This is a genomic window from Armatimonadota bacterium (assembly GCA_013314775.1).
Lineage (GTDB): Bacteria > Armatimonadota > Zipacnadia > Zipacnadales > JABUFB01 > JABUFB01.
Window position 1 is genome coordinate 172742 of sequence record JABUFB010000013.1, and the last position, 15592, is coordinate 188333.

The 15592-nt window shown below is 63.5% G+C and carries 13 protein-coding genes; 2 read left to right on the top strand and 11 right to left on the bottom strand.

Translation table 11 applies throughout. From position 1 onward, the window contains the following. Positions 1-5: 5 nt before the first annotated feature. Positions 6-1220 (bottom strand): starvation-sensing protein RspA, encoded by a 1215-nt coding sequence (locus tag HPY44_17465; protein NSW57793.1) that lies wholly within the window; start codon positions 1218-1220, stop codon positions 6-8. A 190-nt stretch (positions 1221-1410) separates the two neighbouring features. Here HPY44_17465 and HPY44_17470 point away from each other — a divergent pair, with 190 nt between their 5' ends. Further along, positions 1411-2193, top strand: coding sequence for an SDR family oxidoreductase (locus HPY44_17470; GenBank protein NSW57794.1), 783 nt, complete (start codon positions 1411-1413; stop codon positions 2191-2193). Between the two features lie 2 nt (positions 2194-2195). After that, complete coding sequence (gene dgoD / locus HPY44_17475) at positions 2196-3311, top strand: galactonate dehydratase (GenBank protein NSW57795.1); 1116 nt, start codon at positions 2196-2198, stop codon at positions 3309-3311. Positions 3312-3322: 11 nt separating this feature from the next. On the opposite strand, the gene HPY44_17480 is transcribed toward dgoD, so the two are convergent. From HPY44_17480 to HPY44_17525, 10 genes are all read right to left on the bottom strand, one after another. Further along, on the bottom strand, positions 3323-4756 hold the full coding sequence (locus HPY44_17480; GenBank protein NSW57796.1) for a type II secretion system protein GspD: 1434 nt from the start codon (positions 4754-4756) through the stop codon (positions 3323-3325). Further along, positions 4743-6482 (bottom strand): hypothetical protein, encoded by a 1740-nt coding sequence (locus HPY44_17485; protein NSW57797.1) that lies wholly within the window; start codon positions 6480-6482, stop codon positions 4743-4745. Before HPY44_17485 ends, HPY44_17480 begins: the two co-directional genes overlap by 14 nt. 378 nt (positions 6483-6860) lie before the next feature. Beyond that, on the bottom strand, positions 6861-8549 hold the full coding sequence (locus HPY44_17490; protein ID NSW57798.1) for a right-handed parallel beta-helix repeat-containing protein: 1689 nt from the start codon (positions 8547-8549) through the stop codon (positions 6861-6863). Positions 8550-8669: 120 nt separating this feature from the next. Continuing rightward, on the bottom strand, positions 8670-10301 hold the full coding sequence (locus tag HPY44_17495) for a right-handed parallel beta-helix repeat-containing protein (GenBank protein ID NSW57799.1): 1632 nt from the start codon (positions 10299-10301) through the stop codon (positions 8670-8672). A 232-nt stretch (positions 10302-10533) separates the two neighbouring features. Continuing rightward, positions 10534-11043, bottom strand: a complete 510-nt coding sequence (locus HPY44_17500; GenBank protein NSW57800.1) for a prepilin-type N-terminal cleavage/methylation domain-containing protein — start codon at positions 11041-11043, stop codon at positions 10534-10536. Positions 11044-11091: 48 nt separating this feature from the next. Beyond that, positions 11092-11598 carry a hypothetical protein gene (locus HPY44_17505; protein NSW57801.1) on the bottom strand — a complete coding sequence of 169 codons (507 nt, stop codon included), beginning with the start codon at positions 11596-11598 and terminating at the stop codon, positions 11092-11094. 101 nt (positions 11599-11699) lie between these two features. Continuing rightward, positions 11700-12254: a hypothetical protein gene (locus HPY44_17510; GenBank protein ID NSW57802.1), complete on the bottom strand. Its 555-nt coding sequence runs from the start codon at positions 12252-12254 to the stop codon at positions 11700-11702. Positions 12255-12342: 88 nt separating this feature from the next. Then, positions 12343-12495 carry a hypothetical protein gene (locus HPY44_17515; GenBank protein NSW57803.1) on the bottom strand — a complete coding sequence of 51 codons (153 nt, stop codon included), beginning with the start codon at positions 12493-12495 and terminating at the stop codon, positions 12343-12345. 196 nt (positions 12496-12691) lie between these two features. After that, a complete protein-coding gene (locus HPY44_17520) occupies positions 12692-13813 on the bottom strand; it encodes a hypothetical protein (GenBank protein ID NSW57804.1) in 1122 nt (373 codons plus the stop codon). Positions 13814-13881: 68 nt separating this feature from the next. Further along, entirely contained in the window at positions 13882-15120 is a 1239-nt protein-coding gene (locus HPY44_17525) for a PEP-CTERM sorting domain-containing protein (GenBank protein ID NSW57805.1), read from the bottom strand. Between the last annotated feature and the right edge of the window lie 472 nt (positions 15121-15592).

Consider the following 15592-nt stretch of genomic DNA (forward strand, 5'->3'; position numbering starts at 1 on the left):
CCGCGCTACGGGTAGTACAGGCTGCCGTCCGGCCTGCGGGCCTGGGTCCAGGTCAGCACGCCCTCGGGGCACGGGTACTTCGCCGCCAGCTCCTCGTTGATGTCGATCCCCAGCCCCGGCTTGTCGTTCGGGTACACATACCCGCCGCGCACTTCCGGACATCCCGGGAACATCTCCTGCTCAAGCTCCGTCAGTCCCGCCCACTCCTGCACCCCGAAATTGGGGCTGCTCACATCCAGGTGAACGTTGGCCGCATGCCCCACCGGCGACACATCGCCCGGCCCATGCCAGGCGGTGCGGATGCCGTTGGCCTCGCACACCGTCGCCAGTTTCCGCGCCGGAGTGATCCCCCCGATCGCGCTGATGTGGCAGCGGATGAAATCGATCAGCCGCTCGTTCACCAGGGGCTTCCACTCGTTGGGATTCACGAACAGCTCGCCCATCGCTAGAGGCGTGGTGCATTGCTGCCGGACCATCCGAAACCACTCAATCTGCTCGGGCGGCAGCAGATCCTCCAGGTAGAACAGCCGGTACTCCTCCAGTTCCTTGGCCAGCCGCACCGCATCAATCGGCACCAGACGCTCGTGCACGTCATGCAGCAGTTCCACCTCGAACCCCAGGGTCTCCCGCAGGTGCGCGAAGAGAAGCGGCACGCTTCGGGCATAGGCAGCCGGATCATAGTACTCGCCTCCCGGGCTCCCTTCGGGGCTGACGGACGGTCGGGACTTCCCGCCATACCCACCCATCTGTGCCCGCACGAAGCGCAGCCCCTGTTCCATGAATGCCCGAACCCGATCCTCAACCTCCGTCGGCTCCTTTCCGTCCGCATGCCGGTAGATCGCCGCCGCCTCACGGCATTTTCCCCCGAGAAGCTGGTACACCGGCATCCCCGCCAGCTTGCCCTTGATGTCCCACAGCGCCATGTCCACCCCGGACAGCGCATTGTTCATCACCGGGCCGCTGCGCCAGTAGGCATTGACGTGCACAGTCTGCCAGATATCCTCGGAATTGCGCGGATCAAGGCCGGTCAGGAGCGGCTTCAGGAACTCGTCCACCACCACGCGCACCGCTGCATGGCGCTGCGTGAAAGTCGCGCAGCCAAGCCCGTACAGCCCGGGCTCGGAGGTCTCTATCTTCACCACGACCAACCGCCGCTGGATATTGCCCTCTCCGGGCGAGGTGGTGATTGCGCGGACATCGGTGATTTTCAGTGCGGGCATGGAAAATCACTTCCCCGTGAACGTGCTGCGGTACTTGGCGCTCCGAGATGCCCGGTTTCCCCTCTTTCTGGCAAAGACCTCCCCGGCCCCCAACAACCCCCTTGCGTCGCTGCGCAGGGTGGTGTACCGTCCGCACGTTGACACAACTGCGGCCTGCCGTTGCGGGCCGCTGAGGAAGGGCGCGCGCGAAGTGAACGCAAGTCTCGCCGGGAAAGTCGCGATCGTCACGGGGTCGTCGTCGGGGATAGGCCGTGCCACCGCAATTCGCCTTGCGGATGCTGGGGCAGCGATCTGCGTAGTCGCGAACCGCAATGCCGAAGGCGGCGCCAACACGGTCCAGGCCATCGAGGATCGCGGCGGCCGCGCCATCTTCGTCCAGGCGGATGTGGGCCTCGCCGAAGACTGCGACCGCATCGTGTCAGCCACCCTCGAAGCCTTCGGTCGCATCGACATCCTCACCAACAACGCGGGGATCACCCGTGGCAAGCCCTTACCCGAGCTTGAGGAAGACCTCTGGGACCGCGTGATGGACACGAACCTCAAGAGCGCCTATCTCATGAGCCGCCGGGCGGTTCCCCACATGCTCGCGGCGGGGGGCGGCGCGGTGGTGAACGTCTCCAGCGTCCACGCTGTAGCTACATTTCCGGGCTTTGCGGTCTATGCAGCATCCAAGGCCGGGCTGGACGGGCTGACACGCGGGTTCGCCTTGGAGTTCGGCTCACGCGGTATCCGCTTCAACGCCGTTCTTCCCGGCACCATCGACCTGTCCGCGTACGACCGCCGTAGCAATCAGGCCGCCGACCCGGCCACCTGGCAGCCCCGTCCGAGCGCCGCGCAAGTCATGGGCCGCACCGGTTCCGCCGACGAAGTTGCCGCGGCAATCGCCTTTCTCGTGTCACCCGATTCGTCCTTCGTCAATGGGGCGTCTTTGACCGTTGACGGCGGGCTGCTCTGCATCCTGAGGGATCACTGACCATGAAGATCACCCGCCTGGAAACCTTCTTCGTCAAGCCCCGCTGGCTCTTCCTGAAAGTGCATACAGACGAGGGCCTCTGTGGCTGGGGCGAACCCATCGTGGAGGGCTGGTCGCAGACCGTCGCCGCGGCGGTCCAGGAAATGGGCCGCTACCTCATTGGCCAGGACCCACGCCGCATCGAGCACCACTGGCAGGCCATCTACCGCGGGGCCTTCTACCGGGGCGGCCCCGTGCTCACCAGCGCCCTCAGCGGCATTGAGCAGGCCCTGTGGGACATCACCGGCAAGTGGCTGGGCGTCCCCGTCTACCAGCTTCTCGGCGGCGCGGTGCGCGACAAGATCCGCGTCTACGCCCACGCGGGGGGAGCAACGCCCGAACAGGCCAGGGACTCTGGGCGCTCCGCCGTTGAACGCGGCTTCACGGCAGTCAAGACCGGTCTCTTTGACGCCGCTCGCTTCATCGAAGGCCCGGGCTTCATCGACCGGGCGGTGGAACGCCTCGCGGGATTGCGCGAAGGCGTCGGCGAGAACGTGGACATCGGCATCGACTTCCACGGTCGCGTTGGGCCAGCTCTCGCAATCCAGCTCGCAGCGGCCCTGGAACCTTACCACCCCATGTTCATCGAGGAGCCCTGCCTGCCCGAGAACGTGGACGCACTGGTCCAGGTCGCCCGCAGCACCAAAGTCCCCATTGCTACCGGCGAGCGCCTGTTCACTCGCTTCGGATTCCGCGAAGTACTTGAGAAGGCCGCGGCCGTCATTCTCCAGCCCGACGTCTCCCACTGCGGCGGAATCTCGGAGATGCGGAAGATCGCATCCATGGCCGAGACCTACTTCGCCGCCATCGCGCCCCACTGTCCCCTTGGCCCCATCGCCTTCGCGGCGTGCCTCCAGGTGGACGCCTGCACCCCCAACTTCCTGTGCCAGGAGCAGGTCTGTCTCGGTGAAGGGTATCTGAAGCGGCCCTTCACCGTTGAGAACGGATACGTGGCCACACCAACCGGACCGGGCCTGGGCATCGAAGTGGACGAAGAGGCCCTGGCGGAGCAACTCTACGATGGCGCTTGGGAGAACCCGCGCCTGTGGCACGAAGACGGATCGGTCGCGGACTGGTAACCCCTCGGGCCCTATCCCGCGGGAGCCCGGAAGCTCTCCCGCAGTCCGCTTCCCGGAGCTCTCGGCGCGGACTGAGACGGCTTCGGCTTGCTCGCCGGCGCAGCGAGCCGTGCGCCGCGCGGCGACATAATCTGATCGCAGCTTGTCACAGCCGCATTGGACATGAGCAGTTCACTGAGCAGCGGGCCCTGGCACTGCCCCTGCTCGTCCAGCAAGTGCGGCGCGATCACGAAAATAATGTCCCGCTGGGCCCGTTCGGTATGCCGGGACTGGAACAGCTTCCCGATAACCGGCAAGTCCCCCAGTACAGGGAGACTGCTCACCGACGTGCTGGTGGTCTCCTGCAGCAGCCCGCCGATCACGATGGCCTGCCCGCTTCGCACCCGCACGTTGGACTTCACGCGCCGAATCGTAATTACCGGAAGCCCCTCAACACCCTCACCCGTCACGTCGGCCACACTCGGCTCGATGTGGCATATAATCTCTCCGGTCTCCCTCATAACCCGCGGCGAGATGGTCAGGCGAATAGTGGCATCCACCTTTTCCAGTCGCGTGTACGCATACGCCGCCGACCCGGTGAGCAGGCTGAAATACTGCTCCGTGCCCACCTCAATCTCCGCCTGCTCCCCGTCTGCCGCAACAATCCTCGGGTTTGCCCGCAGCGTCGCCTTGTTGTTGCGCAGGAGCGCTTTCAAACCCGCCAGGATGTTGCCGGGGACTGGTGTCGGGCCGCCAGTTCCCGGCCGGTTGTCACCGCCGACGCCGGTCGTATTGGACTGGTAGTTCAGCAGCCCGCTGGCGATATCCACCGCGATGTGCGTCGTCGCCGCCGCCAGACCGTAACTGCGCACATCCGCCGCGTTCGCTTCAAGCACCAGCGCCTCGATCATCACCTGCACCGGCGCAGCGTCAAGAGCCGCCAGCAATGGCCGTATCGCCGCAATGATCTCCTCAGGCGCATAGACCAGACACCGCCGGGTCTTCGCGTCAACTGTGATGTACTGCGAGTACTTCTCGGGCAGAAGCTTCTTGACGTCAGCGGGCTCCAGGTGCGTGAGAGTGAAGATCTCGGTGTCCGCAACCAGCCGGTAACTGGGTGCCATGGGGTCCGACGCCGTCACGAGGTACACGCCCGGCTCGATCTGCTTGTACACCATCCCCAGCGGAAGCAGCAGAAGTCGCAGTGCCCGGCTCAGGGGAACATCCTGCAGCTCCAGCGTGACGAAACCGGCCACGCTCTCATCCTGCAGAATTGTGACCCCGGCATCCAGCGCAATGTCGCTCAGCACCTGGCGGATGTCGGTGTTGAAGAATGAATTGCTCACTAAGGGCTCGGCCTCCGCCGGTTCAGACGCGGTCGGGGCATCATCGCCCGAGCACACGCAGATAACCAGCACGAGCGCGGTCAGGCACATCCAGCCACGCGCTGGGCTACTTCCGCTCATCTTCTGCTCCTACAGGGTCTTGGGTGGGGGCTGGGGCCTGCAGCTGCACACTCAGGACGGACACGCGCTTCCCCTGGGGGCCGTCTTCGACCCGGATACGCAGCTTGTCATTTGGGCTGTTGGGGCCAAGATCCAGCGCGCTTATCAGTTCGTACTCTCCTGGCTCGACGTCGGCAAAGTCCAGGGTCCCCGAAAAGACCAGCTTGCCCATGGGCAGTGCCAGCGGTACCGTAGTCTCCAACGGAACGCTCAAAGCCGCAGTGCCTGCGGCATTCACCACGGACACACTGCAGCCGGCCTTGAAATGCACATTGCCAATATTCACATACTCCGCCGAGACTGAATACCGCGAGCCGTCCTGGTGGGCGATCTCCAGGTTCTCAGATACCCCCGCGATCACCGTCTCCGCACGGACATTGCGCACCCACACCAAGGCGGTGGCATCCCCTGCCGCGCCGCCGTCCTCATGGGTCGCCCGCAAGTGCAGTTCTGCATAGGCGTTTGCCGGGATAGGTCTGTCCTCCGGCACCCGCACGGTGAGCCGCAGGTTGCGGTCCGCCGAAGGGCGCAGGGTGAACTGCTCCGGCCGCACTTCCAGCCACTCTGCGGCATTGAACATCTCGCCGGACACATCGCCCATCGTCACCCCACTCAGTGCCTTCGGCCGCAACAACCTGCAAGAGACATTCCCGGGTTCATCAGAGAGATTCTGCACCGTCGCGCTGACCGACCGCATCGCCCCCGGGTAAGCTTCCACTTCCAGGAACTCCGGCAGGGCCATCTGCACATATCCCGCCGCACTGGTGACCGTCGGGTCACCGGTGAAATCCAGTTCGCGCTCCACCGTGCGCAAGCGCCGGCCGTTCACCGACAATGCGGCTGAGACCTTGTACTTCCCCGACGGCAGTCTCCGCTCCAGGTCCACCACCGGGGCGATCTCCACTCCCGGCACGATCCCACGCTCCGGCAGTTCCACCTCTGACAGCCGTCGCCAGCGCCCGCCGGCATCGCGCAGCACCGTGACCTTCCCTGATAGCTTCCCGTACGTCTCCCCGGCGTTCTTGGCCTTGATGATCACCGCGGTCGTAGGGATCTTGATGTCGCTCGGGCGCGGCGTGCGGTCTTTTTCGTCCAGGAACCGCATATCCGCATCAGTGATGTGTATGTCCTCCCGCGCCGGCGCGCCCTGGATGTTGATGCGCATGGGAAGCAGGAAACGCACCACCATCTTGAAACTGCCGCGCTTCACCGGCTCATTCTCCACCACGATTGCCGCCGAATAGAACCCGCGCACACCCGTCGGCGTGCGCACTAGCAGCCGCACCTTCTTCACCTCATTGGGCTGCAGTTCCAGCTTCGACGGGTCCAGGCGGACCCACTCGGCGCACGAGCGCAACCCGGTGACGTCGGTCTTTTCATCCTTGGGGTCCAGCGCGACCCAGCCGCCGGTGACGCTCTGCGACAGGTAGAGAGCCTGCACATTCAGCGTCTGAGGCTCATTCGCCGTATTGCGCAACTCCAGTTCGCCGCTGATGGCCACCCCCGGCGTGACCGTGACGTCGAAGGACATCGGCTTGGCCATGAACCCCTGGCCGTGAGCGAGTGCGCACGCAAAGACCATTGCCAGCGCGGCTGCCAACGCCCTCCCTGCTTGCACAACGAGCTTCTCGGTCACCATCGGGATTGCCGGCGGACGTCGCCTGGCCTCCTGTTGCTCGGCGTTCATGGCCCCGAGGTCCGGGACAAGCGGCTCAGGGCTAAGCGAGCTCCGGCACCAGCCACCAGAGCCAGTCGGCGGGTCTAGTGGAACCCCGGTGAGGCGTCAAGCAAAGGCGCCCCACGCGGAGGCACATCGATCATGTGGGATTCGTGCCGGCTGGGGCCGAATCTGCGTTCAGCGTGCCCTTCACCCCGAACCGTTGCCTCACAGCCCTCGAAGCGGGCGGCAGTCTGTAGCCGGGGGCGGAAGCCCCCGGAATGCCGCCCCGCAACGGCACCTTGAGCCCCGGAACCTGGGCGACAGGCCGTTCTCCGCGCACCCGGGTCCGGCCGCACATCCGGCGCTTGCCGATGCCCCTCCTCACCCGAGCCACACCCACGGGCGTTACGGCTGCTTCACCGCGCTGTAATCCACATCCCAGTCCGGCCCGTCCGTGATCGTGTGGGCCAGTCCCCAGTATCCGCTCGCCCAGGTCGCGGTGTCGTAGAAATAGGTCTGTCCCCGCTGGTACACAACAGTTTTCGTCGTCCCGCCTACGGTGCTCCATCCATAGGCACGGTACAGGGCGCCGCCAAGTTTGTACCACCGCACCCGCAGCGCATTCGGCGTGCTGCCCGTCTCCGCATTGGTGACAACCACCTGCCTGTCGCCGTCGACACCCGTGATGGTGCAGACCAGCGCCTCCCCTGCTACCGTGTAGCTCTGCCCGTTCACCAGCTCAGTCCCGGTCTCCGGGTTCGACGGGTCGTCGCACAGGTAGAACTTCATCGTGTCTTTGTCCCAGGCGAGAACGACGCCCTCGCCGTGCAGGCCCACTGACCCGAGCCACGGGTAGTAATCCACGCCTTCGGACACTGCGCCGCCCAGGGATCCAGCCGGGGCCGCGTTAGCCATGTCCGCCGCTGCCGGTTCGGGCGATGCCGGGACTTCGATGGTGCCCACGGGGTCCGACGGTCCCTCCGCACTGCCCCACCAGTTGTTATCCGCATCCACCACCCCTACGGCTTCGCTGCTGAGCGCCACGGCACTCGTCGCCTGCCCGCCGTCAATGAAATTGTTATTGCGAAACACGATGCTTCCAGCATCGCATCCACTCATCACCAGCGCCCCGGACTCGGGCCGGCTTGCATTGGCATAGTTATTGAATTCGAAGTCATTGTCCCGCACATCAATGTCGCTGCAACTGCCCCCGAGATCGGTCCCCATCAGCGTTAGGCCCCAGGAAGCCTCTCCGTCGCTCTCAGAAGGATAGGAATTCCGGAAAGTGTTGTTTTTCACCGACGCGCCGTCGGCATCGATTCCCAGAGCGATGGCGCCGGCATGGTCGAACACGTTCTCCTCGATGACTGCATCCTGTAGCCCACGCACCCAAATCCCATAGCCGGTGTTCGATACCGTGTTCCCTGTGATCACCGGAGCGTTGATGGCCAATGCCAGAGCGTAGGTGCCCACGCCGAATCCCCCGCCCGGGCTGGAGAGCACATTGCCCGTGATCGCGAGGCTGCTGTAGTTCGCCGTCCCCGACGCGCCTCCAGATACCAGAATCCCACCCAGGCTCAGGCTGCCTGGTGCGCCCACGGCAATCAGGTTGTCGCTGATGGTGATATTCGCTGCGCCGATCACTCCACTGGCAGTTGATGGGCTCAGGAGGTAGACGCCCGCCAGGCCAGTAGTGGAATGCACGTAGTTGCTGGTCAGCGTGAGGCCCGACCGGTTCACAGTATTCGCGGGCCAACCGATGCCTACCCCGCTTGATGCAATCTCAAAGCCGTTCACGCTCACATTGTCGGCAGTGATCGTCACCGTGCCCTGAATAGTGCTCTCACCGCCCGCGCGACCACCATCAACTGGCTTGACGCCGGCTTGTGCACCCACCAGCGAGAGCGCTTTGTCAACCGTTACACTCTCATTGTAGGTTCCCGCTGCCACCTGGATCGTGTCCCCCGGTGCGGCAACATTCACAGCAGCCTGGATGGTTGGTTGATCGCCCGGTACACTAATCGTACCCGACCATGCGGATGCGGCGACCAGCGCAGCCAGCAACCCCAGCAACAGCGCCCGTAGTATGGACATCGCGTGCTCTCCCCTCGGGAACAATCCCATAGTGTGGTAGCGGCCGGGCGCCCGATAAAGACGCCCGGCATTCACGTCCGCAGCGCCGGGGCGCAACGCGCCCGGGCTTTTCATCTGTCCTTACGGCTGCTGGACCGCCGAGTACGCCACATCCCACGTCGGCCCATTGCTCAGCGTGTGGCAGAAACCACGGAACCCCGACTGCCAACCCTCGCCGTAGATATATGTCTGCCCGCGCTGGAAAACTGCCGTCTTGGCACTGGCGCCGATTGTGCTCCACTCGTAGGCGCGGTAAAGGGCGCTCCCCAGCATGTACCACCGCACACGCAGCGCATTCGTGCCCGATGCGCCACTCACCACCGCCTGCTTGTCGCCGCTCACGCCTGTGATGTTCACAACCAGCGGGTTCCCGCCGTAGTAATACGTCTTCCCGTTCTCCACTTCCGTGCCCGAAGCCGGATCACTCGCGTCGGCAGTCAGGTAGAACTTCTGATCATCCTTGTCCCACGCCAGAATGTTGCCCAGCACCTGGTCGGCGTCGTAAATGACCCAGCCGAAGGCCGCATTGTCGTACTGGTGCTCCACGCGGGCTTCAATGGCCGCAAGGTCCGCCGCGCCCACGAAAGTGCTCCCAAGGGCGTTCACGTCATTTCCCTTCGCAGTGACATTGCTGATGTCCCCCAGCACGTTGTTCTCGAAGGTGCAGGAGACCGTCACGTTCGTCGGCGTGGTGTTCAGCTTGCCCGGCTCACCAATCCGGACCCCGCGCTGGCAGTCGGTGATCTCGCAGCCACTGATGGTCACATTGTCCAACGTGGCCGGGTTGTCCGTGTAAGTGGTGGAGTCGTTGCCCGTGCCGCGCGCCTTGATGGTCACCCCGACCCCGTTGGTCGCATCTCCTTTGCCGCAGTTGGTCACCGTGCAGTTGCTGAACGTGATCCGGGCGTAGTCGCCGAACTTCATGTTGACGTCGATGCCCGCGGCATAGCTCTTCGCGAAACCGCTGTGGACCACATCGCAGCCGGTGAAGCTCAGGTTGTCTCCCTTCTCCAGGTAGATCCCCTTGACCACGTTGTCATTGAACGTGCATCCGGAAACCGTGCCGGAGAAAGTCGTGCCGTTGGCAGAGCTCTGCTGTGAGTACAGTCCGACGGCGTCCGACTCATAGCCCCAGCCCGTACCGTCGAAGTCGCAGTCGCTGATGGTTGCACCGGTCAGATTCCCGGAGACGCCGACCACGAGCCCCCGCTTGCGATTGTGGCTCATGGAGCAGTGTGACATGGTCAGGCCGTCGACATCGGCGCTGATCTCCATACCCGCGAAGGCACTTTGCGAGGCAGCCACGGTGTCAAGGCTCAGATTCGCTACGTTTCCGGTCACCCGCAGACACGCCTGGGTGACAGACGTCGCGTTGTTGCGCCCCGTGATCCCGATGCCCGAAATGCTCACATCGTCCGCAGCAACCGTCACCACCGCGTCCGCATTCCCACCAGCGATGATCGTGCCGCCTGGCAGGAAGTAGCGGGGATCCGCCGGGTCGCGGGTCCAGCCGGCGCCTTCCAGGCTTAGAGACTTATTGATCGTGATGGCTTCTGCATACGTCCCTGCTGCGATCTGAATCGTGTCTCCCGCGTTCGCCGCATCGATTGCGCTCTGAATCGTCGGGTATGCATCACTGGGCACGTCGAGAGTAGCTGGAAAGACCGAAGCCGCCAGCAGGCCAACAAGTACGCATATGATCGAGAGTCGCATTGTATTACTCCCTCCCCAACTGTGGGACGCGCGGGCGAAGTCCCCCCCCACAAGGGGCGCATTGCCCTGCGCTTGATACACCGGTGCTAACGGGCTCAAGAAACTCAGTCTTGTCTATAGGCCGCATAAAGGGGCAACTGCGCGAACCACCTCCCGATATTGCACGCAGACGAATCAGTTCAGACACCAAATCGCGGTCAAACAGGCAAAAAAGGGAAATGCCCCCGCCATCTCAGAGGGCCCCTTGGATCTTCCGGAACGCCACTATGCGCAGGTTAGCCACGTCTACCCAGTAATTGTCGCGGTTGTCCTCATGCGTAGCCTGCATGTTGTACACCTTGTCATCGCCGCAGAAGAAAGCCTGATAACTGTCGGGGTTCAGAGGGTTACCGTCGTCATCAACCACAGGGATTCCCCACGAGTAGGTGAGAGCGCTGAAATACCGAACATGCTGCTTGTGCTGGTCGTAGAAAATGTCCTTGTTCTTCACGTAAGGCATGATCTGGTACTGCAACCAGCTGACGTCGTCGCCGCCCAGGGGGTCTCCGGGAGGTGCAAGCTCGTCATGGTCATCCGAATACATCTGCACCGCCAGCATGATCTGGCGAAGATTGCTGATGTCTCGCGTCGTCCGTGCTTTTCCCCGGGCTGCACTGAAAACCGGGAACAGCATCGCGGCGAGGATCGCAATGATTGCGATGACTACGAGAAGCTCGATGAGGGTGAACCCGCGGTGCGACATATCAACCACCCAGTACCGCGATTGGCGCTCGCGGCAGGCGCAGTTTGGTCAGAAAAGCACGGACAATGTGAGCTGCACGGTGCCCACCGGCGTCGTGCTGCTGTCGCTCTCGAGCTTCCCCACGGCGGCAGTGTCATTGGCCCCCCCGGAAGCCAATGGATAGGAGGGCGCAGTCCCTTCAGCAGTGACGGCTATCGTGATGAACCCCGTCTTGTAACGGTCACCGGGAGCGATGTAGCCGTCCGACCCGAAACTGCTGGCGGTGCTGATACTCGTTGTGCCGCTGAAGCCGGGAGACGGCAGCGACCACGACTGCCAGCCGTGGGTTATCTGGAATGGAACATTTGAGCGGGTGGCGAATGCCGCCGAACCTTGCCACAGGTCCGGGCTTTCGCCCTCCACCGGCGTCAACGTGATGGTGTCGTCGGCGATGTTGCAGTACAGGTACTGCTCCACATGGGCGTTGAAAGTCTCCGTTGCCGTGGCGAGGTCATCCGCGGCAGCGGGGAGAAGGCCGGATAGGATCAGAATGATGATTGCTGCGCCGGTACACATGCAGTTCACCTGAGCAGGGCAGGTTCTGGCTGTTTCGATGCCCGGCGGAGGCTCTTCGATGAGCAACCCCCACCGGGCAATGGCTCAAAGGCGGGTGAAACTTAGTTAACGGCGGCCAGAGTCGCAACCATGGTCGCGGTGTAGTCACCGGCCAGAGCGATGGTCTCGTAGACAAAGTCACCGTCGGCATCGATGCGGTTCTTCGCCTTCACGCCGAACGGGAGCCGCAGGTAGCGGGCGAAATCATCGACCGGGTCGACGGCGAGATCGTTGACAATGATCGTGCCAAGAGAACCTTGAGCCGCAAGGGTGGGCATGTCGTCGTCAGGCAGCGCCACCGACGGCGCGACGCCCGCGGGATACGCATCGGCAACCTGGAACCAGCCGTCGCCCACGCGGAATTCAGTGTGGGTGGCCCAGGGAACGATGCCCGCATTGTCGAACATGGCTTCGAGGTCGCCCAGAGAGTAAGCCGTCCAGAGCTTCTCCGTCAGCAGATCGGGGTCGTCCGCGGCAAACTCCGTGACTTCAACGCTGAGCAGGCACGGGGTGTTGATTTCCGCGGTGATGAGACCGGCATCGGGATTGGGGTCCGCGCCGACCAGCGGCTCAATGGAATCCTCACCGGGAGTGCCGGCCGGATTGTCGCCGGGCACAACGAGGTCCTTCGGCGGGTCGATTGCCAGATGAGCGTACGCCAGCACATGCGCCTTGAACGTCGCGGTGGCTTCCAGCGGGAAGCCTTCATCGATGGACGGGTTCGGGGGGGGTGGTCGTGTCGTAAGTGATGATGTCTGATCCACCTACGCCGCCGTCGGGCCGTCCCTGCGCCCAGGCCATGCCGGCCGTCAGGCCCAGCAGTGCCACGAGCAGGATGCCTGTCATGAGTCTCGACATTGTTGTGGTCCTCCCATCAAGTTGACGTCTCTTGCCCCGATATAAATGGGGGTAGTACAGCATCGAGGGCCTCGCGATACAGGCCCGTTGCGTCCGTCTGGTATGCTCCGCGGGTCCATCACCTCCGACAGGTGCCGGGCTGAACTGGCAAGGACAAAAATGGATAGCGGCAGGCGGAATACCCACCGGGTGCGACCTACGGCATGGGCGAAACCGTGATGGTCAGCGTTCCACTATAGTCTCCCGCGAGGTCCTCCACCCCATTGCGCCAGGCCGCTCCGCGCAGGCCGATCTCATTGACCCCCACCGTGTTCACCGGACTGACGTTGGACACCGGCCCCGGCCACGGAGACCCCCCATCGGCCGCTCCTGTCCATTGGTCGGGGGTCCCGTGCCCTGAAGCGTCGCCGCCGATATCACCCCAGGTGCTCCAGAGCGCGCCCGTTCCCACAGGCTGGCGCAGGCGGAACGCGGTCTCAATCTGGTAAGGGTGGGTGCCCGGCCCGGTCAGGTCCGTGCACGCGGAGACGCTCAGGTTGAAGTCCACATTGCTGCGCACCGTGAGGAGCCCTTCGCTGGTGGTGTACATCCAGCCGGTGAAGTTGCCCTCGGTGTCCGGGAACTCCAGGTCGGCGTCCATCTCTACCTGGAACATTTCCGTGAGATTCAGGTGCAGTTCCAGCGGGATCTGGCCGGTAAAACCCGCGCACTGGAAGTACATGAGCGCATTGCTCACGTAATGCCCCGGCGGGTCGGCCCAGTTGACCTGCACTCGGAACTCGATGTACAGCCAGCCGTCGACGTCGCCCACAAGGCTGCGCATGAATGCCGTGCCGGTGCAGTTGACCCACGCAGTGCCCAGCGGGTCGGATTTCAGCTCGTGAACCTGGATTCTCGTCGGGGGGATGACTGCGCCGGCATTGGTGGCATCCTGCCCCACCATGTTCCCGCTGATCACCCGGATGCGCCAGGGCTGGTTCTTCGGTAGCATGGTGTAGACCGGTTCCACACCCAGTGTGTAGCCGGGTTCGGAAGCGTAAAAATGGATCTTCGCCACGGGGCTTGAGGCGGTCTGGGGGACGATGCCGGAAGACGCCCCGGTTCCAACCAGGGCCATGGGCACCGGAAAGGCTGTCGCGAGAGCCTCGGGAGGAGGCGGCTGGAGCGTGCCGTCGCCCGCAGGTCCGACTGCGACGAGCACCGGAGCCGGGCCGGGTGCTCCCGCGGGGGCGGGCACCGGCGCCTGCGCCAGAGCAGTACAGGCCAGAATCAGCGCCAGCAGGTTGAGGACCGGTTGCGTCCCTCGAACTTCGGGCATCATAGGCTCGTCCCGTTTCACACGTGTGTCACGCCGCCGAGATATACCGGCTTGCGGCTCCCCCGCCCTCACACGCCCCCGGCACGGTCCGCTACACGACGTCGACGCAACAGGTATATCGCAAACAGCCCCAGGGCGAACATGAAGTAGGTGGAAGGCTCGGGCACGGCCCCACCCATGCCGTAGTAGATCTTGTGATCGCCGAAATCGCCCCCGCCGAAATACACCGCATGCGGCCTGTCCAGACTGTCGATCTCCAGCCCGACCCATTCGGCAGTGGTGTCTTCGGCAAGAAGCCTGGGAGTAATCCACGATCCGCCGCCACGGTGTGCGTAGAACAAGTCTTGCGCTGCCGGATCCCAGAACACGATGTGGGCGATCCCCTGACTATCAACCGACAGGTCCAGGTAGCGCAGATCATTGAAAGCGAAGAACTCCGCGCCGTCGTAGATGGTCTCTGTGACCCAGGAACCCTCGTCTTGATAGGCATACATGATGTCCCCGGTCAGCGCGTCCATCCACGCCAAATGCGGCTTGCCATCAGCGTCCACGTCCATCGCGCAGTAGACGCCCTCACCGTCGGCAATCGGCTCCGAGGACCATGAGCCGCCGCTGCGGTCGGAGAACATCGGGAACTGGCTAAGGAACGTGCTGTCCACCCAGCCGATGCGCGCGTCGGCCACCGTCCCATTCAGCCGCAGCGAGACGTCACCGTTCACCAGGGGCGCTTGCGCTACTTCCTCGTGTACCCACCCGCCCACGGTCTGGAAGGCGTAGTCCAGGGTGTCGTCTTCGAAGTCCAGGTAGTTATGCAGGTCGATCCAGGCGACCGCCAGGTTTCCGTTGGCGTCCAGCCGGATGTCTGTGTGGCGCGGGTTAGTGACTTGGGTGTCGTAGATCGTGGAGACGTGCCAGTCGCTGCCGTCGAAAGTGGCGTGATTGAGGCTGTACAGGGTGTCAGTGGAATTGGACCAGCGGTATGCGATGTGCGGCGTATTGCCCTGGAAGATCAGGCTTGTGCTCTGGCCGTTGAATTTGCCTGCTTGAACCACTTCGGATGACCACGTAGCCCCGCTCTTGAAGGCGTAGACGAGGTCACCGGCACCCCCGGACAGACCCTGGTACGTGACCGCCGGGACGTCGTCGCTATTCAGCGCGAAGCCCAGCCCGCCATCCCGGGTGGATACCGGTGCATCGAATATCGGGCTCATCGGCCAAGCCATGGCCGCCATCGCGACGGACGGGCATAGCACTGCCAGCAGCATTGCTGCGCCGATGAGGCATCCGCTACGGAAACACGGTGACACAAGCAAACTCCGCTACTGCAGCGTCATGTCTACAAGCGCGTCAGCATGATTACCGACGGGGACAGTCACTCCGTGCCAGTACGTGGAACGCAGAACGAGGCGCCCGACGAAGGCCCTTCCATCACGTTCAAATCCTAGATCGGCCCTGCCCCCAGAACCGATTTATCGCAAGCGTCACTGTACCAACGCGTTCAGGGTGGGTCAACGCAAGGTCTCTTTAGCCACGGTGACGGATCGAAAGGAATGCCTTCAAAGAGTTCCTATTGAGACTATATTCGAGAGTAAATGTGACAGCTCCACTCCTGTTTGCGATATCTGCCCCGTAACTAAAGACATCGGTTATGTAGCAGTTGTGGTGATCGGACAGGCTTGCACCGCGCACCCTCAAACGAGCCTGGCCACTGGTCCCGTTCGCCCGCGGGCGCTCTTCTTCCAATCCGGGCCTGCGTTTGACTCAGCACCCTCCCCGGGG